Raw genomic sequence first — 22,536 nt, 5'->3', positions numbered from 1 at the left:
GGACATGCTGCATCGTCTATCTTTGAGGGTTCTGACTTTAGTAATTTTATGGATGGGGCTCGGTGTACTGAAGCTGGATGATATGAATGAAAACGGTTTTTTCCTGCAAGGAGCTGTATTTTCTTTTTTGATCCTAGCAGGTGCCTTGTTTGAAATATTTTTTTGCTATCAGGGAGATCCTTATCTCCTGCCGGTAGTTCAGACCATCCTCGCGATTGGCTTGGTTTTTCTGGCAAGGATCAATCCTGCCCTGGCAGCGGACCAATTTATCTGGGCGAATCTGGGCGTGATCATTTACTATGCTGTCTTTTTTATTTTACGAGATTACCGCAAGCTTGGTGAGTATCAGTATCTCTGGGGAATGCTGGCCTTGCTTATGCTTCTGCTGACGCTGATATTTGGGGTCACCATCAATGGTGCGACAAGCTGGTTTAGGTTTGCCGGGGTGGGCTTCCAGCCCGAGGAGCTTGTTAAAGTAGCACTGCTTCTTTTCCTGGCATCCTACTTAAGTGACAATAAAGAACTTTTGCGTTTTGGGACGATTCAGGTTGGGAAAGTTTCCCTGCCCGATGCCAAAACGATGGGCCCGTTTGTTTTTATCGGCGTATTTGTTCTCGGCTTGCTTGGGGCCCAGAAAAGTCTTGGAACGGCACTGGTATTCTTCCTTCTCATGGTGTTTATCTTGTATGTCGCAACCGAAAGATTGCTCTATCTCATGGTTTCCGTTCCGCTGGTCATGGTGACCGGAGCAGCTGGTTATTTCCTATTTGACCATGTCCGCGTAAGAGTCGCTACCTGGATTAATCCGTGGGTGGATGCCAGCGGCGGGGCTTATCAGATCTCCCAGTCGATCTTCGCCATAAGCGGGGGAAGGCTTCTGGGGACAGGTCTCGGAAATGGGATAGGTGCTTACCAGATTCCAAATGCGGACACTGATTTTATCTTTTCGGTGATTGCTGAGGAGATTGGTTTTATTGGCGCAATGGCAGTCATCAGCCTGTTTATCATTATCGTAATGCGCTGTTTCTGTATCAGCATCAGAGCCACGGATCGGTTTGGCCAGATCCTGGCAGCCGGAATAGGCATTCTGATCGGTGTGGAAGCTCTGATTATCCTGGCCGGGGTGACCAAAATGCTTCCGCTTACAGGTCTGCCTTTGCCTTGGATGAGCTACGGGGGAAGTTCCATGGTCGGACACTTTTTACTCCTTGGGATTCTAGCCGGCATTTCTCATAGCTCAGCTTTCTCTGTGAGTCAGATATCAATTGGAAAGCAGGCAGATGCCTTATGAACAATGGAATTCGCAAAATTGCACTGATCATGGTTTTTAGCTTTGTTTTTTTAAGTCTGGGTCTGGTATACTGGCAAGTGGTTAAGGCCGATGAGATGCTGGATAATCCAGCTAACCGGCGCGCGGTTTATTTAGAGGAAAGAATTACCCGGGGCGGCATTTTTGATCGGAACGGCGTTGTTTTGGCGAAGACGGAGCAAACTGCTGATGGGAAAGTCAGAACGTATCCGTTGGGTGAGATGTTTGAGCCATTACTGGGGTATGCCACAGTAAAATACGGTTCTGCCGGTCTTGAGGCAACGGAGGCGGAAACACTCCTCGGAATGAAAAATCCTTCCATTCTCAGACGGATTCAGAATACATTTGAATTGCAGAGAACGGGTAATGACCTGATACTGACACTTGATTCCCGCTTACAAGAGACTGCCTATCAGAGTTTGCAGGGCAAGACCGGAGCAGTGGTGGCAATCGATCCGCAAAATGGGGATGTTCTAGCGCTGGTCAGTCAACCAAGCTATGATGCTGGAACAATTGAACAGGACTGGGACAAAATTATTACCAAGGAGGACAGTCCGCTTGTGAATCACGCTTTTTCGATGTTTCCTCCAGGATCAATTATGAAAGTTGTTACTTCAGCAGCTATTTTTCAGGCAGGACTCGACACGACGGAACTCTATGATTGTGAAGGTTCTACTGTGATTAATGGGCAGACGATCCAGGAACAAAATGACAAAGCGCATGGCTGGGTGAATTATGATCTTGCTTTGGCCTACTCCTGCAATACTTATTTTGCTCAGTATGGGATCAAAGCTGGGGTGAACCATTTTTTGGAGGCCGTGTCCAATTTTGGGTTTGGCAGGGATATCCCGTTCGATCTGTATGTTCCAGTTAGTTCAATTACGAGAGATGACCCCTTGCCGGAAGACTTAAGCCTTAATTTGTTTGCCGAGAGCACCTTCGGTCAGGGTCAAGTGATGGTTAGTCCTTTCCATATGGCCTTGATCACAGCTGGAGTTGCCAATGACGGTAAAATAATGGTTCCACATTTGATTGACAGTGTGCTCGATTCCAAGCAAAATAGTATCTATCGAAGGACACCTGAAGTATGGCTGACGCCTCTTAGTAAGGAAGAGGCAGAAAAAATAACAAGCGGCATGGTATTGGCTGTCAATAAAGGAACAGCATCTCCCGGAGCCATATCTGGGGCCCAAATAGCAGCGAAAACCGGCTCGGCGGAACCGGGTGGAGACGGGGATACCCACGCCTGGTATATTGCTTTCGCTCCTGCGGAGAATCCGGAAATAGCTGTAGCAGTCCTGGTGGAACATGGCGGAACTGGCGGCGGAGCGGCAGCGCCGATTGCTAAAGCAGTCATAGAGAAAGCACTTGAATTGAAAGAAGGTGAAGACTAATGGAAAAGATGTTCGGAGGAAGATATGAAATAGAAGAAAAGATCGGGGCCGGAGGGATGGCAATCGTCTACCGGGCCAAGGATACATTACTGAACAGAACCGTTGCTATCAAGGTCTTGCGGGAACAGTACGCTTCTGATGAGGGTTTTATCCGTCGTTTTCGCCGGGAAGCTCAGTCTGCAGCCAGCCTGTCTCACCAGAACATCGTTTCAATCTATGATGTGGGCAGAGACGGGAACGAAGATTATATTGTCATGGAGTATGTCAAAGGCCAGACGCTAAAGGATATTATCCGTACACAAGCACCTCTTTCCCAGGATAAAGCGATTCATATTGTCCGTCAAATTGCTGAAGCATTGGTGCATGCACATGCCAATAATATTATTCACCGAGACATCAAACCGCAGAATATTTTAATTACACCGGATGGAAGGGCCAAAGTCACTGATTTTGGGATAGCCAGAGCCGCTTCTTCGGCAACCGTCACTCATACCGGGGATATCGTCGGCTCAGTGCATTACCTGTCACCGGAACAGGCCAAGGGCTCCCAGACCACGGAACAGTCCGATATCTACTCGCTCGGAATCATCCTTTATGAACTGATTGCAGGAAGGCTTCCGTATGATGGAGATACTGCGATCACCATCGCCTTGAAGCATATCCAAGAGGAAGTCGAGTTGCCTGGAAAGCTTGTTGCCGGAGTCAGCCCGGAACTGGAAACCGTGATCATGAAAGCACTGGCTAAATCAGTTCAGGATCGCTATAAAAGTGCAGCAGAATTTCTCAAGGATCTCGACAGGATTGAGGCCGGAGAGACCATTGTTTGGGAAAAAAGGCAGGCCAGCGACCATGAAGATACCATGCAGACCCAAGTTCATAAGGGCTTGAAGAATAAAGTAATCCCGAATGAGGCCAAGAATGATGCGCTTCTGCGTACTAAAAAACGCAGGAGGAAAATTCCGATTCTAATTATGATTGTTATCTCTGCACTGATTGTAATTGTCGGAGCATCGTCGGGAGTTTGGTTTTTCACCCATACACAGGTGGTTACAGTTCCGGATCTTACCGGGAAGACTGTAGAAGAAGCTAAAATCGAATTGACTAAAGCCCGTCTGGCTCTCGGCAACCGGACCGAAACCTACAGCGATGAAATTAAGCAGGGTGGGATTGTTTCTCAAAGCATTAAGCCTAAGAGTGAAGTGAAGGCTGGAAGGTCAGTGGACATTGAGATTAGCAAAGGCGTAGAATATATCAAAGTGCCGAATGTAACAACCGGGTATCCGCTTCAGGAAAACGCTGAGAGTACGCTTAAGGAAGCCGGTTTCACGAATATTACGGTCAAAACAATGCTGAGCGCTTCTGTTTCGAAAGGACATGTTTTTGGACAATCGGTTGCGCCCGGTTCGACTTGGACAAAGAACGGAGAAATCGAACTGTTTGTCAGCGAAGGGATTCAACCAACGATTACTGCTATGCCTGATTTTACAGGCATGTCACTGGAGTTTACCACGGATTACCTAGAAAAATACGATATGAAAGTAATGCCAATCATGGAAGAATCAAATTTATTTCCGGAGAAAGCCGTGATTACCACTGAACCCAAACCGGGCAAACCAATCCAGCAGGGTTCGGAAGTGACCATCGTTGTGTCTCAGGGACCGGGACCCCCGGCCTAAAATGCGCGCAAATATCTGATGCTATCATTTTTGACCTGATAAGAGGTACAGGCGCTATTTGAGTTAGAGTGGGGGAAAGAACAGGATATATGCTGATTCAGGGAACACTGATGAAAGGATATGCCGGCTTTTATTACGTATACGCTGATGACCGGGTATGGGAATGCTCTCTGCGCGGTCGTTTTCGTGTGAAAAAGCAGGATTTTATCCCCGGCGACAAGGTGCTGGTCCTTCCGGGGACAGGGAACAAAGCCACAATTGAAAAGGTACTCGAACGTCAAAATTCTCTGGTCAGGCCGTATATTGCAAATGTGGATCAGGTCCTCTTGGTTTTCTCCCTGAAGACCCCTGATCCGGATTACAATTTGCTAGACAGGCTGCTCATTCAAGCTGGAAAAGCAGAAATCAGCATTTTGATCATATTCACCAAGGAAGATTTGGATGTTGGAAATCAAGCCCCGGCTGTCGATTACCGCAGGATCGGCTATGAAGTCGTCCAGGTGTCGAATCGGACGCTGACAGGAATCGATGAAGTTGCTGAACGGCTTAGGGGCAATGTGTCTGTGTTAGCAGGACCTTCTGGATCTGGCAAATCTAGCCTGATTAACGCCCTGAATCCGGGGAAGACACTTAAAACAGGTAACGTCAGCGACAAAATCGGCCGGGGAAGGCATACAACCAGGCACGTCGAACTTCTTTCTGTAGCAGGAGGACTTGTTGCAGATACGCCGGGATTTTCATCCCTATACCTGCCCGAAATGAAGAGAGAGGAACTGCAATCCTACTTTCCTGAGTTTGTCCGGGTTAAACATGAATGCCGCTTTTCAAGCTGCCTTCATGACAAGGAACCTGACTGTGCTGTAAAAGAAGCACTGAGTGAGAGCCTTATTAATTCTTTCAGATATGAGCACTATCTGCAGTTTTTAAAAGAAGTCATCGAATATGAAAAAAATTATTAAACTTGGCTGGCGCCAAGTCTTAGCTGTACTTAGATGTATCAGAAGGTAACTTTGAACTTTTCTGATACCCTAATAAAGGGTTTCAGAGCTGAACGAAGAATAATTACAGAAAACCGTAACAAGAATTATAAGAAACTGCACGCAGCAAAGAAACAGCACCATAGGTTTGGAAGGAGGATCTTTATGGCTTTGACGATTGCCCCATCGATACTGTCTGCCAATTTTGCCAGATTGGGAGAGGACGTCAGTCTTGTTGAAAATGCGGGGATTGATATGCTGCATATAGATATTATGGATGGACACTTTGTTCCGAATATCTCAATAGGTCCTGCAGTTGTTGGATCGCTCCGCAAGGTATCGTCGCTGGAGTTTGATGTTCATCTGATGATTGAACATCCTGAAAAGTATGTTGAAGATTTTGTGAAGGCAGGTGCCGACTCGATCACGATTCATGCTGAGGCAACCAAGCACCTTCACCGGGTCATCCAGCTGATCAAATCTCTTGGGGTGAATGTGGGCGTTGCACTAAACCCTGCAACCCCACTGGAAATGCTGACGTATGTTTTGCAGGAACTTGATGTTGTGCTGCTGATGACTGTGAATCCTGGTTTTGGCGGCCAAAAGTTTATTCAAGAAGTATTGCCGAAAATCGTAGCACTGTCGGCGATCCTGAAGGAAGTGAACCCGCTTTGCCGTATTGAAGTGGATGGTGGAATTAATATTGAGACAGCCCGTCTGGTAAGCAAAGCGGGGGCCGAGATCCTGGTAGCCGGTGCAGCCGTATTTGCTTCTCCGGATCCGCAGCAGGCGATTTGTGATATCCTTGAAGCCGCCAAAGAGGAACAGCGTACCAACAAAAATAAAAGATTCCGGGGAATTAAGCAATGAAGGTTGCAGTCATGGCAAACGGAGAATGGGATGCTGCGTGGGGCCGCAGCGAACTCACCGAGAATCATATTGAGATGTTGATCTGTGCGGACGGAGGGGGCAACAAAGCCATTGCTTCGGGCAGAATCCCTGATGTATTGATCGGGGACCTCGATTCCATTACAAAAGAAAATTTGGAAAAATGTATAGCGGCCAAAACGACCGTCAAACAATATCCCTGCGAAAAAAATGAGACAGATTTAGAGCTCGCCGTGGCCTATGCAGATACATATTTAGATTATCAGGGATGTTCCCAGGACGAAATTGTTCTTTATGCTGCCGGCGGTAAAAGGCTGGATCACCTGATGGGGAACATATCAATCATGATTGCGTATGCCGAAAAAGGCAGACGGCTGAAGATGAAAGACCCAAGATCCGATGCCTGGGTGATGCTTCAAGGTAAAGAGAACATCAAGGGCAGCATTGGTCAGCAATTGTCGATCGTTGCCTTATCTGACGATGCGCGGGTATCTGCCAAAGGGCTGTACTATGAGCTGGATATGCTGAAGCTTGCGCATAATTCACCGCGTGGAATCAGCAATGTGTTTAGGGATGAAGATATCTCGATTGAGATTCATGAAGGAAAAGTTCTGATCTATGTTCAAATACCTTGTTAATGTAAAACTTACTCTCCAAAATTGATTGAAAAAGCAAAAACCCCGGCTTTAAAGTCGGGGTTGTTTTAATCCAATCACAGTTGTTTCACGATAAAGTTAGATTGCCCGTTTCACTTTACCTGAACGAAGGCATCTTGTGCAGACTTTGACATGGGTGGGAGTACCGTTCACTACAGCACGGACACGCTGGAGGTTTGGTTTCCAGGTACGCTTGGAGCGAATATGGGAGTGACTGACACTCATCCCGGAAGAAACTCCTTTTCCGCAAACATCACAAATATTAGCCATGATTTCTTCTACCTCCTTTTCACCCAAAAATGACACTATTATAGTTTAGCAGAACTTAAAAGAATTGGCAAGAGTAGGTTTTTATTATCCGACAAGGTTTATATAGGTTTTATACATCCTGCAAATGCAAATGTTTTATGCATATATTATACTACATATAACAGGTACTGATAAGAAAAAATAAGGTGTTGTTCTCTAAGGTATTCACATAGTATTTGACGAAAGCTACCGTGTATATTATCCTAATTATATTAAAGAAAACGGTGAATCTTCCAAGGTGGAATTTTATTTTTTAAAAGATTAAATTTATGCAGGATTACACGGAAAGCGAGGTTAAGAAGATGGCAAAGCTGATGGAAACAAAACTGGGAAATGTAGAAATATCAGAAGATGTTATAGCTACAATTTCAGGTGCGGCGGCAATCGAGTGTTATGGGTTGGTGGGTATGGCTTCGAGAAAGATTTCGGATGGCGTTTCAGGTTTGCTTAAAAGGGAGAACTTATCCAAAGGGGTGAACGTCACCGTTCAGGAAGAGGACTTGATCATAGACCTTAACATCATTGTGGGATACGGAATTAAAATATCGGAAGTTGCCTCCAATGTGATGGATCGGGTTCGCTATACTGTCGAGACAATGACAGGTCTAAAAGTGGCTGAAGTAAATGTGAATGTTCAAGGGGTAAGATTTTTAGAATAGTTGAGAATACCTTAGATGATCTTAGGATGAGTAGGAGGATAAATTTTGAAAGCCGTGTCGGAAGCTATAGCTCAAAAAATTGACGGAAACGTATTAAAAGATATGATAAGGTCGGGGTCTCGTCTGCTGGAGCAAAGGAAAAAGGAAATTGATGCTTTGAATGTATTTCCGGTCCCGGACGGGGATACGGGTACAAATATGAATTTGACATTCAAAGCAGCATCATTGGCAGCAGATAAGGTAACGGGCAATTCTGTGCATGAAGTTGCAAGTGCCGCTTCTACAGGTTCCCTGATGGGCGCCAGGGGGAATTCAGGTGTTATTTTGTCTCAGATCATGAGAGGGATTGCCAGGGGCTTGGAAGGGATTAACGAAGCAAATGCTCTCCAGATGGCTCATGCGCTGCAAACCGGTGTTGAAAGCGCGTACAAGGCAGTGATGAAACCGGTCGAAGGAACGATTCTTACTGTATCCAGGGAGACTGCCCGGGGTGCATATCTTAAAGCAAAAAGCGGAACGACTGATATTTTGGAAGTTTTGAGGGCTGGTTGTGAAAAAGGTGAAGAGGCGCTGGCCAGGACGCCTGAGATGTTGCCCGTTCTGAAACAGGCAGGTGTGGTTGATGCCGGCGGTCAGGGCTTCCTGACTATTTTATACGGCTGGATCTCAGCCTTGGAAGGCAAGGAAATTGGTTACACTGAGGTACAGCAGGAGGAGATCCAGGTTTCTGAGGTTTCAGGCATTATTGCCGTTGAAAGCCTGGAATTCCCATATTGTACTGAGTTTCTGGTAAAAGGAAATGGCCTTGATCCCGATGTTCTAAGACAGGCACTCCTGGACAAAGGTGACTGCTTGTTGGTCGTCGGCACGGAAGATGTGGTCAAGATCCATATTCATACCCGAAATCCCGGACTCATATTGGATTATGCCATCCAATATGGTTCTCTGCATGAAGTTCAGATTCACAATATGCTTGCCCAAAATGAGCTGGCTGCCCATCAAACCAAAAATGCGCCTGAAAGCAGTGAAGCTGCTTATATCGGTGAGCTCGCGGATGCTTCATTAGGGGTTCCTTCAGGCCAGGCGGCTCCGGTCGGGACAACAGGGGTCAGGGAATATGGGATCGTTGCAGTTGCTATGGGAGAAGGCATTGCCCAAATCTTCACCAGTCTGGGTGTCGATGAGGTTGTTTTCGGTGGTCAGACTATGAATCCGAGTACCAGTGATCTTGCTGAAGCGATTAGGAAAGTTCCCGCCCGCCATATTTTCCTTCTGCCGAACAACAGTAACATCATTATGGCGGCCGGTCAGGTCAACGAATTAATTGAAGACAAGGAAATCTATGTTATTCCGACGAAGACGATACCGCAGGCGATTGCTTCTTTGCTTGCGTTTAATTCCGACAGTCTTCCGGAGGAAAACGTCCAAAATATGACAACGGCGTTCAGACAAGTAAGTTCTGGAGAGGTAACTTATGCGGTCAGAAATTCGCAGTATGGCGAGCTGGAGATTGCCGAAGGGGATATTCTCGGCCTGATTGAGGGAACAATAAAGACGACAGGTAGAGATATTTTTGACGTTGCCAAAAATGTTCTGGAGGAAATGAATTGGCGTGAAAAGGATCTGGTCACCATTTTTTACGGCAAAGACATGGCCGAAGAAGATGTAAGCCTGCTTACGGACTGGCTTAGTGAGGAAAAACCGGAGATTGAAGTTGAGGTTTATTCAGGGAAACAGCCATTATATTATTATATTCTCGGGGTTGAATAAACAAAGAACTTCGGCTTCGGCCGAAGTTTTTTTATCCAAGCTGATTTCTTGATGAAGGTCTTCGAAAGCATCTTGTTAGGGCAGATCTCCTGAGCCAATCTGCTTGGGTAAGTCTGCATGCCACAATACCGTTTTCGGCTATTGCGTCTTCCTTGACGCAAAAAGCCGCGCTACGCCATCCAGGCTTCGCTTGTCGCGGAACTGTGGCATGCAGACTGATCATAAGATTGGTTTAAGACGAATAAAACGATCTGAATAGCCGCATGATCTACATTCTGACATGCAGACTGGCTTGAATACCCTTAAGATCAGTCTGGGGACCACAGTTCTGCTGTGAGCGGAGCATGGAGTGCGGAGCGCGGCCTTTTGTGCCACGGAGGGCACAACGGCCGGAAAGCAGTATTGTGGCCCCCAGACTTACCCTAGCATAATGGTCTTGTAAAATTACTAAGCATAAAAAATGTATGAATGTATGAAAACGGATTGACCAAAATGATCCCTGAAGGAAGGTGAACGAGTGAAGGTTGGGAGCGTTTTTGATCTGTTGGGGCCGGTAATGGTCGGGCCATCAAGTTCCCATACGGCGGGGGCGGTCAGGCTCGGTCTGATGGCTGCGAAAATACTTGGTGCCAAAGTGAAGCAGGCCCGTATCCAGCTGCATGGTTCTTTCGCTGAGACGGGGAAGGGACATGGAACTCATCTTGCCTTGACTGCAGGCCTGCTCGGGATGAAGCCGGATGATAGCCGAATCAGGGAGGCTTCGCAGATTGCACTAGAGGCTGGGGTGGAAACGGTATTTGAAAATGTCAATCTGGGTGATGTACACCCGAATTCGGTTCGTTTCCTGCTGATCGGCTGGGGCGGTGAAAAAGCTGAAATCAATGGTTCATCGTTGGGCGGCGGGAAAATACTGATTACCGAGGTAAACGGCTTTGAGGTTGAGTTCACCGGGGAATATCCTGCTTTAATTGCGATCTATATGGACTATCCGGGGATGATAGCTGAAATAACCAGACTGCTAGCAGGTGAAGGGGTTAATATTGCCCAGATGAAAGTCTCTAGAGAAGGCAAAGGGCAAAATGCGCTGGCGGTTATAGAGACGGATGAGCCGATCACGGATGCTCTCAGCAGTGAAATGAAAAAGATGCCGATGATCGAGCAGGTGATGTTTATTGAACCCATCATAGACATTTGACGGCGGGAGGTTGACAGATGCGTTCTTATAGTGAATTAGTGGAAAAAACTGAAAAGTTCAATAAAAAAATCAGTGATATAGTTCTTCAGGAGGAATGTCTGAGGACAGGTATACCGGCTGAACAGCTGTTTAAAAAGATGAAGAATCATTATGCCGTGATGCGAGAATCAGTTGAAAGCGGAATGACTGGTAAGTGGAAATCTTTGTCAGGACTTGTAGGAGGAGAAGCTGCTTTTTTGGAGAAATATAGAGAAAGTGGCAAGTCGATTCTGGGAGATCCGGTAAACAAGGCAGCAGCCAGGGCAATGGCCGTAGCTGAGGTCAATGCCGGCATGGGTAGGATCGTGGCAGCACCGACAGCAGGGTCGTGCGGTGTGTTGCCCGCGGTATTGCTAACAGTTCAAGAAATGTTGGATGTTACGGAAGAAGATTCCGTTCAGACTCTTTTTACATCTGCCGGCCTTGGGATGGTCATTGCGGAAAGAGCCAGTGTTTCAGGTGCAGAAGGCGGGTGTCAGGCAGAGATAGGTTCAGCGGCCGCCATGGCTGCGGCTGCTGCAGTGGAATTGTGTGGCGGATCGCCCGGTCAAACAGCGCAAGCAGCAGCCTTGGCTTTGAAAAGTTTTCTTGGTTTGGCCTGTGACCCTGTAGCCGGGCTGGTTGAGGTGCCCTGTGTAAAAAGGAATGCCATGGCGGCAGTTATCGCATTGACTGCAGCCGAAATGGCTTTGGCTGGAATCAAAAGTGCGATTCCGTTGGATGAGGTCATTGATGCAATGGCTTCAATCGGCAGGGAAATGTCCTGCAGCCTCAAGGAAACGTCCCGGGGGGGACTCGCCGTCACCCCTGCGGCTCAAAAATATAAAGATCATTTGGCAAGGTGAGAATGTGCTGCAATCAGATCATTGGCGAAACAGTGTAAATAGGGCGATGAAAGCCGAGGAAAAACAGGGATTTATTGATACAGGTGCAGTTGGCGGCTTTAGCAGTTTTTTACTGGATTCGCTTGCTGGACTGGGCGGTTTTTTTTCCGCGGAAAGCCTCGCCTCAATGCAGCGAATCGCAGAAGAGTATCATGAAGTTAGCCCGTATAAAAGACGGGCTTTATTGCGTGAACTCCAGGAACTACTGGATAAAACAACATCTTCAAATGCTCCTGGACTAGCTTCTGGAGGAATCTACGGAATAACATCCAAAGAAACATCAGGGTCCTTTCGTACCACAGAGAAGGTCTTATCCAACCTAAAAGTTCAGACAGCGAGCATCAGTCAACCCCAAAATCTGCAGTATATCAAAGGTGTCGGACCGCAAAGAGCCAAACAGTTAGAAAATATGGGGGTTTTCACCCCTGAGGATCTTCTGCGGTATTATCCGCGCAAATATGAAATCCGCTTGAAACGGCAGATTCAGGATATTCAGGATGGCGAGTATGTTACGATTGATGGGATTGTAACTGGAAGCCAGGTTACCAAAGGCAGAGTCAAGGTCGTCAAATTAAATATTGAACAGGACGGCAGAAGCATTCATGCCGTCTGGTTTAATCAAATGCATATACCAAAACAATATCCGGACGGAACAAAGGTCACTGTGACAGGAAAAGCACAATGGCGCACCAGGATCCCAGAATTACTTGTGTCCGAAATCAGGAAAGGACTTTACGAGGGTCCTGATCAAAAAATGGTTCCTGTATATTCAGAAACAGCCCGTCTCAATTCGAAAACTATCCGGGAGATTATCCAGGTTATTTTGCCACAGGCTGACCGAATCTTTGACGAATTCCTTCCGTATGAGGAGAATGATTTGCTGGAACGGCGGCAAGCCATTAAAGAAATCCATTTTCCACGCTCCGCAGAAACACTGAAAAAGGCACGTGAAAGACTGGTCGTTGAGGAAATCCTTCTGCTTCAGCTGGCCCTGTCTAGGCTTCGTTCACCCGGGCCTCAGAAAGAAGGTCTGGTTTTAAACCAGGGCGGAGCTTTGGTCCGAAAATTTGTTTCCGGGCTTCCTTTCCGGCTGACCGGTGCCCAACAAAGAGTCATTCGGGAAATATTCCGGGATATGGGGAGCATAGAAAAGCCGATGACCCGTTTGCTTCAGGGCGATGTTGGATCCGGTAAAACCGTGGTGGCGATGGCTGCCCTGCTGCAGGCTGTGGGCTCGGGTTATCAAGCCGCTATGATGGCGCCAACTGAAGTGCTTGCCCAACAGCACTATGAATCGCTGCAAGTTGCTTTTGAACCTTTAGGAGTAAAAGTGATATTCCTTGTCGGAAACCAAAGTAAGCCTGAAAGGGAACAAATCTTAGGACAGATTTTGAGCGGAAAAGCCCAGGTTGTCGTCGGAACCCAGACCCTCATTCAGGAATCCGTCCGGTTCAACGCCCTCGGTCTTGCCATTACCGATGAACAGCACAGGTTTGGTGTCAGACAGCGGACCCTATTACAGGACAAGGGAGGGAACCCGCATGTTTTGGTTATGACCGCTACCCCGATCCCGAGGACGCTTGCGCTGACTTTATATGGCGATCTTCAGCTTTCGGTGCTGGACGAGCTGCCTATTGGCAGGAAGCCGGTCATCACCAGGAAAATTTCAGACCGCAGCCGCTCCAGCATGGAAAAATTTCTGAAGCAGCATGTCGCTGCGGGTCGACAGATTTATGTGGTTTGTCCACTTGTCGAAGAAACAGAAAAATCGGATTTTGTTTCAGCAACCCAAAAGGCTGATGAATTGAGTCAGACTTTTGAAGGAAGTAACGTTGCGCTTCTGCACGGAAGAATGAAAGGACAGGAAAAAGAGGAGATCATGCAGTGCTTCCGGCGCGGGGAGATTGATATTCTGGTTACGACAACTGTCGTCGAAGTCGGAGTCAATGTACCGAATGCATCTGTGATGGTGGTTGAGGGTGCTGAAAGATTTGGGCTTGCCCAGCTGCACCAGCTCCGCGGAAGAGTCGGACGCGGACAAGAACAGTCGTATTGTCTCCTGATTAGCAATACCCGGGACAGTACCCGGCTGAATATTCTTTGTGAGACAGAGGACGGTTTCCGGATTGCCGAGGAGGATCTGAAGATCCGGGGCCCAGGAGAGCTGCTCGGGCTTCGTCAGCATGGCGTGCCAGAGTTAAAGCTTACAGATCTGGGAACTGACGGAAGACTGGTTGAAAAAGCCTATCAACTGCTTCAGAAGGTTCTGAAAGATCCTCAAAAATACCAAAAAGTCTATCAGGAGGTCAATCGTCTTTATCCCAAAGAAAAAATCGGAGTGAATTAGTGCTGGGAGTAATTTTATACGATGAACAAGTCACAGTATGTATGATTTTTTTTGCACAGGCTCATACTATTCCTTGTCGGCAGCATTCCAGTCACGGATTGATGCAAAACTTTCAAGGGGGCAGAGAATATGACAGATGTAAAAAATGATACGGCAAGTGAACTGGAAAACCTTAAATATGAAATTGCTCAAGAGATGGGTCTTCCTCAAAAAAAACAAAGATCAAAAGTAAAAACAAAGAAGACATAACGAATAAAGAATAAAGAATGACGAATAAAAAATAACGAGATATGGAATAAAAAAACCTTTTGTTGAAGCATTCAGATTGATGATATCAATACTGCAACAAAAGGCTTTTTGTTAACGGTAGAGGAATAATCTTCCTCTTATGATCACTATCGTTATTCGGGTCGATTTAAAAAGTAGATTGTTTAATGGAGGTAGGTCTCAAAATTATGGCTGTCAATTCCGGGATGAATGCTCTGGTTGATCGCTGCAGCAATAATTTTGGCGCTTCTTTCAATTAACTCATCGACCTCCTTGGGTGTCACCATCAGACTGTCCTCGTAAGGTGATAAGGCTTTTTGCATGACATTCATCAAGACCTGTTCATTTTCCTGTTGATAGATTTCGGCTAGGGAAGGTTCAGCTTCCATTTGTTCAAAAAGCTCTTCGATGGTCTTATGCGCGATGATTGCAGCATTGACAACAGTCGGAACGCCGATAGCAATGACTTTGCAGCCAAGGGTTTCTTCATTAAGCCCTTTACGTTGATTACCAATTCCGGAACCAGGATTGATCCCAGTATCCGCTAATTGAATGGTTGTGCCGATTCTATCCAGTGCACCTGCGGCCAGGGCATCGATCGCGATCACGTAATCCGGACGGACGTGTTCAACCAGTCCGCGGATTACCTCCGCCGTTTCAATTCCGGTCAATCCAAGCACACCAGGTGATATCGCTGACACTTGGCGCATTTTCCCCTCCATTTCTTCGGGGGTATAATGAAAAAGGTGACGGGTGACCATGATCTTCTCGACAACTTTGGGCCCAAGTGCGTCTGGAGTCGCCTGCCAGTTGCCAAGACCAACAATCAGAAAACTGGTATCTTCCTTAAAGTTAAACAATCCGGCGAGATGCCTTGCTAATATTGCAACGATTTTATTGTGCTGCTGGTAATTGTTTTCTTTGATATCCGGAGCATCAATTGTAATATAATTTCCTTTAGGCCTGCCCAATTCTTTTTCGCCTTTGGCATTTGTGATTTCGATTGCAGTGACAGTTGCCTCTTGAAATTCCTCTTTCTTCATGATGACGCCTGCTATCTCCTGGCCACTTTCTCCCCGCAGCAAGTCATGGGCTTCCACTGCAAGGTCGAGATAAATATTCATTTTTTTTAGAAAGCTTGATTTGTTCGATAATTTCATTTCGGCAGCAGCTCCTTTTTAAATCTGTTTTAGTATGTTGGATTTTTAACACAGATATTCAAATCATGAAAGATTAATGGTTGAAAGATAAAGTGGAAAATTTAAATTGATTATCAGATAGAATATTGGTTGGAGATTCAAGTTGGAGATTCATTAGGTTCTGGAACGGAATAATATGTTTTTCGTTTGGAATCAGATATGATATACTAAAAAAATGGAAGTATCCTGTAAGAAAATATTTAAATCAGGTTAGATCATTGTATAATAAAAGGATAAAGTAAAGACATCATATCCAGAGGATTAAACATCGTGCGAATTATTTCAGGACAATGGAAAGGACGAAATTTAAAAACTGTAAAAGGCATGGATACCCGTCCCACTTCCGCTAAAGTCAAAGGGGCGATTTTCAATATTCTTGCCGGCAAGGTAATGAGTGCCAGAGTCCTGGATCTTTTTGCGGGAACTGGAAACCTTTCTTTTGAAGCTTTGTCTAGGGGGGCCCGTCATGCTGTTCTGGTTGAGAAAGACACTTCAGCGCTGGAGACAATCAGAAAGAATGCCGAGATTCTCGGAGCGTTTCCAAGGACCAGCATACTACGGATGGATGCAATGAATTTTTTTAAACAGGCAGCTCAGGAAAGCTTTGACTTAATTTTTCTTGATCCGCCTTATCGGCGGGGACTGGCCGACATGGCGCTTGCCTATTTGCAGACGCACCCTATCTTAAATCCCGGTGGGGTTATTATCATTGAAACTTCTACAGAAGAAACCATTGATGATGCAATAGACCCTCTGGAAATAAGGTTAACAAGAGAATATGGAGATACCAGGTTATGGTTTATTCAGAATAAAGAAGAGCATGAGGAGGGATAATTCCTTTGGAAAATCATTTGATTGATCTCATTGAACAGTTGGAAGAAGTACTTGACCATGGAACCAAGGTGCCTTTAACCGGCAAGATTATGGTTGATGAAGAAACAGTATTAGAAATATTGGATGGAATACGTTCCGTTCTGCCTGAGGAAATCAAACAGGCGAATTATGTTTTGGCTGAAAGAGACCGCTATATGGAAGAAGCCCGCAGCGATGGGCAGAGAATCGTAGACCGGGCGCAAAAACAGGCTGACCAGTTGCTTCAGGAAAATGAAATTGTTGCTCAAGCCCGGGCCTATGCCGAGGAAATTGTCTTAAAGGCGCAGCAGTATTCTCGAGAAGTAAAATTAGGCGCTTTGAAATATTCCGATGATCTGCTTCGGGATATTGAATCAAAAATGGGAGAGGCTTTTCAATCTATCAAAGCCAGCCGGGAAGAATTAAATGCCATGGCTCGCTGGGATGAACGGGTCCAGACCATGGAGCAGGAATAAACAAGTTATCTTTAATGATGGTGCACTTTTTCCCATATTCTAATGATGAAGACAATGGAAAGCAGAGTCAAAATACATAGGCCAAAATACAAGCTGCTCCATCTTAAGGACAACAGCCAGGAAGCATCCCCTCCAGTTAGCTGTGCAGGGAGGCTGGAGGTTGGAATATCGCTGAGTTTTAGCAGCAGCTGACTGATCAAAAGCGCCAAAAAGGAATGGATGGTTCTACCGGCTACAAATGGAAGAAGCCGAAGATCTGTTGACACTGTAAAGCTGGATACTTGTGCAAAAACAGAAATCCCCCCCCATCCAAGCAGCAAGGCCAGGACCCCAATCTTGCTGTTCAGGGATGAAAAGGCCTGGACGGCTGCATTACATCCCAAGGTGGTTTCCAGGAATCCCTGGATGATGGCATTGGCTTCCATAACAGAAATGGATCCGGCCGAGAGGAAATGGAATGTGTCGGCTAGAACGGAGCTTAGATGCGTTACTGTTAGAAGATGGGTTATTACAGAGAAAAAAATGATATATCCTCCAACCAGGATAATCGTTGACGTACTTTCCCTGACTGCATCAGCCAATAATGCGCCAATGGTTTTGTTGTTTTGTTGGAGGTTTTTTAATTCACGCAAAGCCTTTCTCCAGGAAAAATACGTTCTTGGAATAGCCTTTTCGGATGAAACACCATAATTACGAAAAATTAAACCGACCAGCAGGTTGGCGAGATATACAGATCCTGCAATAATAATACCCAGGGCAGGGTTTCCAAGCATCCCCGACGCCACTGCCCCGAACATAAAGCCTGGACTGGGATTGCTGGTAAAGGCAAGAAGTCTTTCTCCTTCGATCCGTGTAATCTCTCCGTTTTTCCTGAGTTTGCATGTCAATATCGCTCCGATCGGAATCCCCGAAGTGTGTGTCATGGCCAAAACAAAAGAGGCTTTGCCCGGCAGACGGAAAACAGGACGCATTAGTGGTTCGAGCAAAACTCCTAAAAAGTTGACCAGGCCAAGTTGCAGAAGAAGTTCAGAGACAATAAAGAATGGGAATAAGGCCGGCAAGATATAATTTGCCCAAAGCATTAAGCCTTTGGAGGCAGAACTCAATACTTCCTGAGGATAAATGAACATACAGACGGCAAGGATTAAAAAGACCAGGATTCTCAGGAATGGCAAGGTAGCCGTCACCATCCTTTAGCGTATTTAGGAACGGAACACCAAAATGGGGTTGACAGGGCACAAAGATATGATAGACTCTTTATAATCAGTTCATATACTGTTTACTTTATTTCACTCATATTTAGGGTATTCCTATATGTGATTTATATAACCGGAGTATACAAAGATAAGAAAGAGAAAAAAATACAATATTATATAGGCAATGTATCTTGATTGGTGGAAGAGAGTAAAGGAGTGTAATTTGTGAAGATTCTCGTGCTAAATTGCGGCAGCTCATCGCTCAAATATCAGATGATGGATATGGAAACGAAGAGTGCGATGGCAAAAGGCCTGGTGGAAAGAATCGGGCTTCCCGGAGCGATGCTTACGCATCGTCCGAAAGGTGGAGAAAAAGAGGTCATTGTTGCTGATTTGCCGGATCATACAGCTGCGATCAAACTGGTTTTACAGGCTGTGATCGATCCGAATTTTGGTGTTTTAGCGTCATTGGAAGAAATTGATGCTATAGGGCACAGAGTACTCCATGGCGGAGAAAAAGTGTCCGGCTCCGTGCTTGTGAATGAAGAGGTCAAACAGGCGATTGAAGAGTGTTTTGAACTTGGACCGCTTCATAATCCGGCCAACCTGGCAGGAATTATCGCTTGCGAACAGATGATGTCCGAGACACCACAAGTTGCCGTGTTTGATACGGCTTTCCATCAAACGATGCCTCCGGAAGCTTATATCTACGGGATACCTTACGAACTGTATGAAAAGTACAAGATCCGCAGATATGGTTTCCATGGAACCTCCCATAAGTATGTCAGCCAGCGGGCTGCGGTGGTCATGGATAAACCGCTGGAAAAGTTAAAGCTGATCAGCTGCCATCTAGGTAACGGATCTTCGCTTACGGCTATAAAAAACGGAAAATCAGTTGAAAATTCCATGGGGTTTACACCGTTGGAGGGGCTGATGATGGGCACCCGGTCGGGCGATCTTGATCCGGCTATTGTTCCGTTTATCATGAAAAAAGAAAGGATCTCCGGGGACGCAGTCAATGCGCTGTTAAACAAAAAAAGCGGCGTACTTGGCCTTTCGGGAGTCAGCAGTGATTTCCGTGATTTGCAGAAAGCTGCTGACGAAGGCAATTACCGTGCCCAACTTGCCCTGGATGTTTTTGTTCATGACGTTAAGAAATACATTGGAGCCTATGCTGCAATTCTTGACGGTGTCGACGGGATCATATTTACAGCAGGACTGGGAGAAAACTCTCCTTTAATTCGCCGGTCAATCTGTGATACGCTGGGCTGCATCGGCGTCAGTATTGACGATGAGAAAAATGAAGCGGCCAGCGGACAGGAAGTGGACATTTCCAAGTCGGGAGCCAAATGCAAGGTCATGGTCATCCCGACAAATGAAGAACTCATGATTGCCTTGGATACGGAGGAAATCATCCGGAAGATGTAATCCTTTCTTGACAAAGAAAAAAGTGATAACTATAATTACAGTTGTTGCATATCGAGGTGATTGCTGGTGATCGTCAATGTATTTCAAGTAAGGCGGGCCGAGGGTGGGTCAAAGACTTTTAAGTTCCATGAAGAAAGTTTTCCACCTCTACAGCTCGGAAATGAGTCTTATCGTTTCTTAGCCCCGCTTGAAGTGGAACTAAAAACTGAAAATGTCGGCAAATCGCTCTTGGTGAATGGGAAAATATCGTCTGTGATTGCTGTCATCTGTTCCAGGTGTCTGAAAGAATTTTCGTATAATCTGGAGATTGCTTTCGAAGATGAATGGGTTCCGGCGGAGTTTGCTTCTGAAGCTGAAGACGACAGCATTCTGGTTTTCGAAAAGGACGAGTTTCCGATTGACGACAGGATTGTAGAACATATGCTGCTGCAGCTGCCTTTTAAGTTTTTATGTTCTGAAGATTGCAGAGGTCTCTGTCTGAAATGCGGCGCTGACCGCAATGTGAATCCGTGTGCGTGCTCTACTGAGGATATCGATCCTCGCTTAGAAATATTATCCAAATGGAATAAGGGGGTGTAATATCAGTGGGTGTTCATCAAAATAAACAATCCAAATCTAGAGTCCGCAGGCGCAGAGCAATGGATAAGCTATCCGTTCCTAACCTTGTGGAATGCCCCCAGTGCCATCAACAGAAGCTTCAGCATCATATTTGTGCAAATTGCGGCTATTACAATGGCAAAGAAGTCATCTCCATGGGTGAATAATAAGTTAGAAATTCTCGAAAAAACAGATCAAAGCTTGGCGTCAGCCAAGTTTTCTGTATATAATGAGAGAAGGGGGGATGTCATGAATGAAAATTGCCATTGATGCTATGGGCGGAGATCATGCGCCCGGAGAGATTGTCAAAGGCGCCTTAAAGGCGGCTAAGGTTCTTCCGGATATCCAGATTATCCTTGTCGGACAGAAAGACAAGATAGACTTACATATACCTGAAGACTTAAAAGGCACTATTGAGATTTATGAATGTTTCGAAGTCATTGAAATGGATGAACATCCGGCTGCCGCGATTAAGAAAAAGAAAGATGCCTCTATTGTCGTAGCCACGAGACTCGTGAAAGAAGGATATGCGGATGCCTTGGTGTCAGCAGGCAGCACCGGAGCGCAGATGGCTTCAGCTTTGTTGGGCTTAGGCAGAATTAAAGGAATCAACCGGCCTGCGATCTGCACGGTTCTGCCGACGCTCCAAGGCGGAAAACTGCTTCTTGATGTCGGTGCCAATCCGGATGCAAAACCGGAAAACCTTCTGCAGTATGCGATGATGGGAAGCATCTATGCTGAAAAGATTCTGGGACTTAAAAGTCCTAAGGTCGCTCTTCTGAATATCGGCAGTGAAGAGGGCAAAGGGAACGAACTTGTTCAGTCTGCTTATGACTTGTTAAAACAATCTTCCCTGAATTTTGTCGGAAATATTGAAGGCAGGGACATTCCCTATGGGACTGCAGACGTGATTGTCTGTGATGCTTTTGTCGGTAATATCGTACTAAAAACCATTGAAGGAATGTCGTCATCGCTTTTCCAGCTGATTAAGCAGAAAATTACAACGAGTACTACCAGGAAAATAGGAGCAATGCTGGTTAAACCAGGATTAAAAGAAATTGCACACATGCTGGATTATTCTGAGTACGGTGGAGCCCCGCTTCTCGGCGTGAACGGTACAAGCATTATCTGTCACGGAAGTTCTAAAGAGAATGCTATTTTCAATGCTGTCCGTGTAGCTAAAGAATGTATCCAAGGACAAATTATCGAAAAAATTGCCGATGGTTTAGAAAAAAGTATGCAAAAATAGATTGCTGTCATGAAAAAGTTGCTTGCATTATTGATAAATACTGGTACAATTCTGAATAAAAGGCTTTACTGCTCAGAATAATAGGGTAAGAAATAAAACTACCTGAGAGGGGGTGGCATAAATGGATGTATACGAAAAGGTAAAAGCAATTGTTATTGATCAACTGGGAGTAGGCGAAGATGAAATCACTCCTACCACAACATTCCAAGCTTTAAACGCAGATTCACTGGATATTGTTGAGCTTGTCATGGCACTTGAAGAGGAATTTAACCTTGATATTGCCGATGAAGAGGTGGAAAATATTCAGTCCATTGCTGATGTTGTGAAGTATGTACAAGAGAACCAATAAGCCTAGTTTCGAGGCCCCGTAGTTAGACTACTACGGGGCTTTTAACTCATTTAGGATGAAAGGAGTAATACATGGTCAAAAGAAACCGCCGCGCTTATTTTCACAAGAGCTCCCGGAATAAATACCTTGAACAAACGGGAGAAGTTGAATCCTTTATTAGCCAGTTAGGGTTGGAAAACCTGCAAAGCGAACTGATTTTTACAGCGATGACGCATCCTTCTTTCACCTTTGAAAATCCCAACAGCGGGTTGGAAAATAATCAGCGGCTGGAGTTTTTAGGCGATGCAGTTTTGGATTTCATCATTGGCGAGTATCTCTATCAGAACTATCCGGATAAGCCTGAAGGCGAGCTTACCAAAATGAGAGCTGCAGTCGTTAATGAAACGACGCTGGCCAGAAAAGCCCGCAGTATTAACTTGGGTCAGGCACTGTTTCTGGGTAAAGGGGAACAGTCCTCCGGCGGCAGGGACAGGCCATCCATCATTGCCGATGCGCTGGAGGCAGTCATCGGAGCGATTTATTTGCAGTATGGCTTTGAAAAAGTTCGTAAATTCATACTTGACATGCTTGTTCCAGAGATTCTGGAACTTAACGAAGGAAATTATGGAGATTTCAAAACCATGCTTCAGGAAAAAGCGCAAAAGAAGGAATATGAGGTTTACTACAGGATTATCGAAGAGACAGGACCTGATCACGATAAACGATTTACCGCAGGTGTCTATCTTCATGGTGAACTGCAGGGAACAGGAATCGGTAAGACCAAAAAAGAAGCAGAGCAGCAGGCAGCCCGTTTTGCGCTGAAAGCATGGGAGGTATAAAT

23 protein-coding genes are annotated in these 22,536 nt (G+C 45.7%); 20 read left to right on the top strand and 3 right to left on the bottom strand.

Annotated features, from left to right (window positions below; genetic code table 11):
• Window positions 1-4 precede the first annotated feature (4 nt).
• The 6 genes from A7K50_RS00500 to A7K50_RS00475 all read left to right on the top strand — a co-directional run bounded on the left by A7K50_RS00500 (window position 5) and on the right by A7K50_RS00475 (window position 6,882).
• On the top strand, window positions 5-1,291 hold the full coding sequence (locus A7K50_RS00500; RefSeq protein WP_243103594.1) for an FtsW/RodA/SpoVE family cell cycle protein: 1,287 nt from the start codon (window positions 5-7) through the stop codon (window positions 1,289-1,291).
• Window positions 1,288-2,703 (top strand): penicillin-binding transpeptidase domain-containing protein, encoded by a 1,416-nt coding sequence (locus A7K50_RS00495; RefSeq protein WP_119774310.1) that lies wholly within the window; start codon window positions 1,288-1,290, stop codon window positions 2,701-2,703. Before A7K50_RS00500 ends, A7K50_RS00495 begins: the two co-directional genes overlap by 4 nt.
• On the top strand, window positions 2,703-4,379 hold the full coding sequence (gene pknB / locus A7K50_RS00490; protein WP_119774309.1) for a Stk1 family PASTA domain-containing Ser/Thr kinase: 1,677 nt from the start codon (window positions 2,703-2,705) through the stop codon (window positions 4,377-4,379). The genes A7K50_RS00495 and pknB overlap by 1 nt, the downstream gene beginning before the upstream one ends.
• Before the next feature lie 89 nt (window positions 4,380-4,468).
• Window positions 4,469-5,338 (top strand): ribosome small subunit-dependent GTPase A, encoded by an 870-nt coding sequence (rsgA, locus tag A7K50_RS00485; RefSeq protein ID WP_119774308.1) that lies wholly within the window; start codon window positions 4,469-4,471, stop codon window positions 5,336-5,338.
• A 183-nt stretch (window positions 5,339-5,521) separates the two neighbouring features.
• Window positions 5,522-6,226, top strand: a complete 705-nt coding sequence (rpe, locus tag A7K50_RS00480; RefSeq protein ID WP_119774307.1) for a ribulose-phosphate 3-epimerase — start codon at window positions 5,522-5,524, stop codon at window positions 6,224-6,226.
• Window positions 6,223-6,882, top strand: a complete 660-nt coding sequence (locus A7K50_RS00475; RefSeq protein WP_119774306.1) for a thiamine diphosphokinase — start codon at window positions 6,223-6,225, stop codon at window positions 6,880-6,882. The genes rpe and A7K50_RS00475 overlap by 4 nt, the downstream gene beginning before the upstream one ends.
• A 96-nt stretch (window positions 6,883-6,978) precedes the next feature.
• Here A7K50_RS00475 and rpmB read toward each other — a convergent pair whose 3' ends face one another.
• Window positions 6,979-7,170 (bottom strand): 50S ribosomal protein L28, encoded by a 192-nt coding sequence (gene rpmB, locus A7K50_RS00470; RefSeq protein ID WP_083916812.1) that lies wholly within the window; start codon window positions 7,168-7,170, stop codon window positions 6,979-6,981.
• 308 nt (window positions 7,171-7,478) lie between these two features.
• On the opposite strand from rpmB, the gene A7K50_RS00465 reads away from it, so the two are divergent.
• The 6 genes from A7K50_RS00465 (at window position 7,479) to A7K50_RS00440 (ending at window position 14,352) form a co-directional block, all read left to right on the top strand.
• Window positions 7,479-7,868 carry an Asp23/Gls24 family envelope stress response protein gene (locus A7K50_RS00465; RefSeq protein WP_243103593.1) on the top strand — a complete coding sequence of 130 codons (390 nt, stop codon included), beginning with the start codon at window positions 7,479-7,481 and terminating at the stop codon, window positions 7,866-7,868.
• Between the two features lie 45 nt (window positions 7,869-7,913).
• Window positions 7,914-9,638 carry a DAK2 domain-containing protein gene (locus A7K50_RS00460; RefSeq protein WP_119774305.1) on the top strand — a complete coding sequence of 575 codons (1,725 nt, stop codon included), beginning with the start codon at window positions 7,914-7,916 and terminating at the stop codon, window positions 9,636-9,638.
• Between the two features lie 517 nt (window positions 9,639-10,155).
• Complete coding sequence (sdaAB, locus tag A7K50_RS00455) at window positions 10,156-10,833, top strand: L-serine ammonia-lyase, iron-sulfur-dependent subunit beta (RefSeq protein ID WP_119774304.1); 678 nt, start codon at window positions 10,156-10,158, stop codon at window positions 10,831-10,833.
• Between the two features lie 17 nt (window positions 10,834-10,850).
• The gene (gene sdaAA, locus A7K50_RS00450; RefSeq protein ID WP_020492807.1) at window positions 10,851-11,717 is read left to right on the top strand and encodes an L-serine ammonia-lyase, iron-sulfur-dependent, subunit alpha; all 867 of its coding nucleotides are present in this window, start codon (window positions 10,851-10,853) and stop codon (window positions 11,715-11,717) included.
• 4 nt (window positions 11,718-11,721) lie between these two features.
• Complete coding sequence (recG, locus tag A7K50_RS00445) at window positions 11,722-14,103, top strand: ATP-dependent DNA helicase RecG (RefSeq protein WP_119774303.1); 2,382 nt, start codon at window positions 11,722-11,724, stop codon at window positions 14,101-14,103.
• 129 nt (window positions 14,104-14,232) lie between these two features.
• On the top strand, window positions 14,233-14,352 hold the full coding sequence (locus A7K50_RS00440; protein WP_119774302.1) for a small, acid-soluble spore protein, alpha/beta type: 120 nt from the start codon (window positions 14,233-14,235) through the stop codon (window positions 14,350-14,352).
• A 182-nt stretch (window positions 14,353-14,534) separates the two neighbouring features.
• Here A7K50_RS00440 and gpr read toward each other — a convergent pair whose 3' ends face one another.
• Window positions 14,535-15,530, bottom strand: coding sequence for a GPR endopeptidase (gene gpr, locus A7K50_RS00435; protein WP_020492805.1), 996 nt, complete (start codon window positions 15,528-15,530; stop codon window positions 14,535-14,537).
• Between the two features lie 288 nt (window positions 15,531-15,818).
• Here gpr and rsmD point away from each other — a divergent pair, with 288 nt between their 5' ends.
• A complete protein-coding gene (gene rsmD / locus A7K50_RS00430) occupies window positions 15,819-16,403 on the top strand; it encodes a 16S rRNA (guanine(966)-N(2))-methyltransferase RsmD (protein WP_119774301.1) in 585 nt (194 codons plus the stop codon).
• A 5-nt stretch (window positions 16,404-16,408) separates the two neighbouring features.
• Complete coding sequence (locus tag A7K50_RS00425) at window positions 16,409-16,897, top strand: ATPase (RefSeq protein ID WP_020492803.1); 489 nt, start codon at window positions 16,409-16,411, stop codon at window positions 16,895-16,897.
• An 11-nt stretch (window positions 16,898-16,908) separates the two neighbouring features.
• Here A7K50_RS00425 and ylbJ read toward each other — a convergent pair whose 3' ends face one another.
• Window positions 16,909-18,087: a sporulation integral membrane protein YlbJ gene (gene ylbJ / locus A7K50_RS00420; RefSeq protein ID WP_119774300.1), complete on the bottom strand. Its 1,179-nt coding sequence runs from the start codon at window positions 18,085-18,087 to the stop codon at window positions 16,909-16,911.
• Window positions 18,088-18,318: 231 nt separating this feature from the next.
• Here ylbJ and A7K50_RS00415 point away from each other — a divergent pair, with 231 nt between their 5' ends.
• The 6 genes from A7K50_RS00415 (at window position 18,319) to rnc (ending at window position 22,534) form a co-directional block, all read left to right on the top strand.
• Window positions 18,319-19,521, top strand: coding sequence for an acetate kinase (locus A7K50_RS00415; protein WP_119774299.1), 1,203 nt, complete (start codon window positions 18,319-18,321; stop codon window positions 19,519-19,521).
• 66 nt (window positions 19,522-19,587) lie between these two features.
• Window positions 19,588-20,100 carry a DUF177 domain-containing protein gene (locus tag A7K50_RS00410; protein ID WP_119774298.1) on the top strand — a complete coding sequence of 171 codons (513 nt, stop codon included), beginning with the start codon at window positions 19,588-19,590 and terminating at the stop codon, window positions 20,098-20,100.
• Between the two features lie 5 nt (window positions 20,101-20,105).
• Complete coding sequence (gene rpmF / locus A7K50_RS00405) at window positions 20,106-20,285, top strand: 50S ribosomal protein L32 (RefSeq protein ID WP_015044199.1); 180 nt, start codon at window positions 20,106-20,108, stop codon at window positions 20,283-20,285.
• A gap of 86 nt (window positions 20,286-20,371) precedes the next feature.
• Window positions 20,372-21,367, top strand: coding sequence for a phosphate acyltransferase PlsX (plsX, locus tag A7K50_RS00400; protein ID WP_119774297.1), 996 nt, complete (start codon window positions 20,372-20,374; stop codon window positions 21,365-21,367).
• 121 nt (window positions 21,368-21,488) lie between these two features.
• Window positions 21,489-21,716, top strand: coding sequence for an acyl carrier protein (acpP, locus tag A7K50_RS00395; protein ID WP_015044197.1), 228 nt, complete (start codon window positions 21,489-21,491; stop codon window positions 21,714-21,716).
• A gap of 71 nt (window positions 21,717-21,787) precedes the next feature.
• Window positions 21,788-22,534: a ribonuclease III gene (gene rnc / locus A7K50_RS00390; protein WP_119774296.1), complete on the top strand. Its 747-nt coding sequence runs from the start codon at window positions 21,788-21,790 to the stop codon at window positions 22,532-22,534.
• Window positions 22,535-22,536: the final 2 nt, after the last annotated feature.

The organism is Dehalobacter sp. MCB1, assembly GCF_003590275.1.
In the GTDB taxonomy this organism is placed as follows: domain Bacteria; phylum Bacillota; class Desulfitobacteriia; order Desulfitobacteriales; family Syntrophobotulaceae; genus Dehalobacter.
Note: the sequence above shows the minus strand (reverse complement) of the source record. Positions and strands in the feature narration are given on the sequence as shown.

Bases quoted from the DNA above. Each gene is read 5' to 3' on its own strand.
- A7K50_RS00500 (WP_243103594.1), top strand. From the start codon at position 5: ATGCTGCATCGTCTATCTTTGAGGGTTCTGACTTTAGTAATTTTATGG.
- A7K50_RS00495 (WP_119774310.1), top strand. From the start codon at position 1,288: ATGAACAATGGAATTCGCAAAATTGCACTGATCATGGTTTTTAGCTTT.
- pknB (WP_119774309.1), top strand. From the start codon at position 2,703: ATGGAAAAGATGTTCGGAGGAAGATATGAAATAGAAGAAAAGATCGGG.
- rsgA (WP_119774308.1), top strand. From the start codon at position 4,469: ATGCTGATTCAGGGAACACTGATGAAAGGATATGCCGGCTTTTATTAC.
- rpe (WP_119774307.1), top strand. From the start codon at position 5,522: ATGGCTTTGACGATTGCCCCATCGATACTGTCTGCCAATTTTGCCAGA.
- A7K50_RS00475 (WP_119774306.1), top strand. From the start codon at position 6,223: ATGAAGGTTGCAGTCATGGCAAACGGAGAATGGGATGCTGCGTGGGGC.
- rpmB (WP_083916812.1), bottom strand. From the start codon at position 7,170: ATGGCTAATATTTGTGATGTTTGCGGAAAAGGAGTTTCTTCCGGGATG.
- A7K50_RS00465 (WP_243103593.1), top strand. From the start codon at position 7,479: ATGCAGGATTACACGGAAAGCGAGGTTAAGAAGATGGCAAAGCTGATG.
- sdaAA (WP_020492807.1), top strand. From the start codon at position 10,851: ATGCGTTCTTATAGTGAATTAGTGGAAAAAACTGAAAAGTTCAATAAA.
- A7K50_RS00440 (WP_119774302.1), top strand. From the start codon at position 14,233: ATGACAGATGTAAAAAATGATACGGCAAGTGAACTGGAAAACCTTAAA.
- gpr (WP_020492805.1), bottom strand. From the start codon at position 15,530: ATGAAATTATCGAACAAATCAAGCTTTCTAAAAAAAATGAATATTTAT.
- ylbJ (WP_119774300.1), bottom strand. From the start codon at position 18,087: ATGGTGACGGCTACCTTGCCATTCCTGAGAATCCTGGTCTTTTTAATC.
- plsX (WP_119774297.1), top strand. From the start codon at position 20,372: ATGAAAATTGCCATTGATGCTATGGGCGGAGATCATGCGCCCGGAGAG.
- acpP (WP_015044197.1), top strand. From the start codon at position 21,489: ATGGATGTATACGAAAAGGTAAAAGCAATTGTTATTGATCAACTGGGA.
- rnc (WP_119774296.1), top strand. From the start codon at position 21,788: ATGGTCAAAAGAAACCGCCGCGCTTATTTTCACAAGAGCTCCCGGAAT.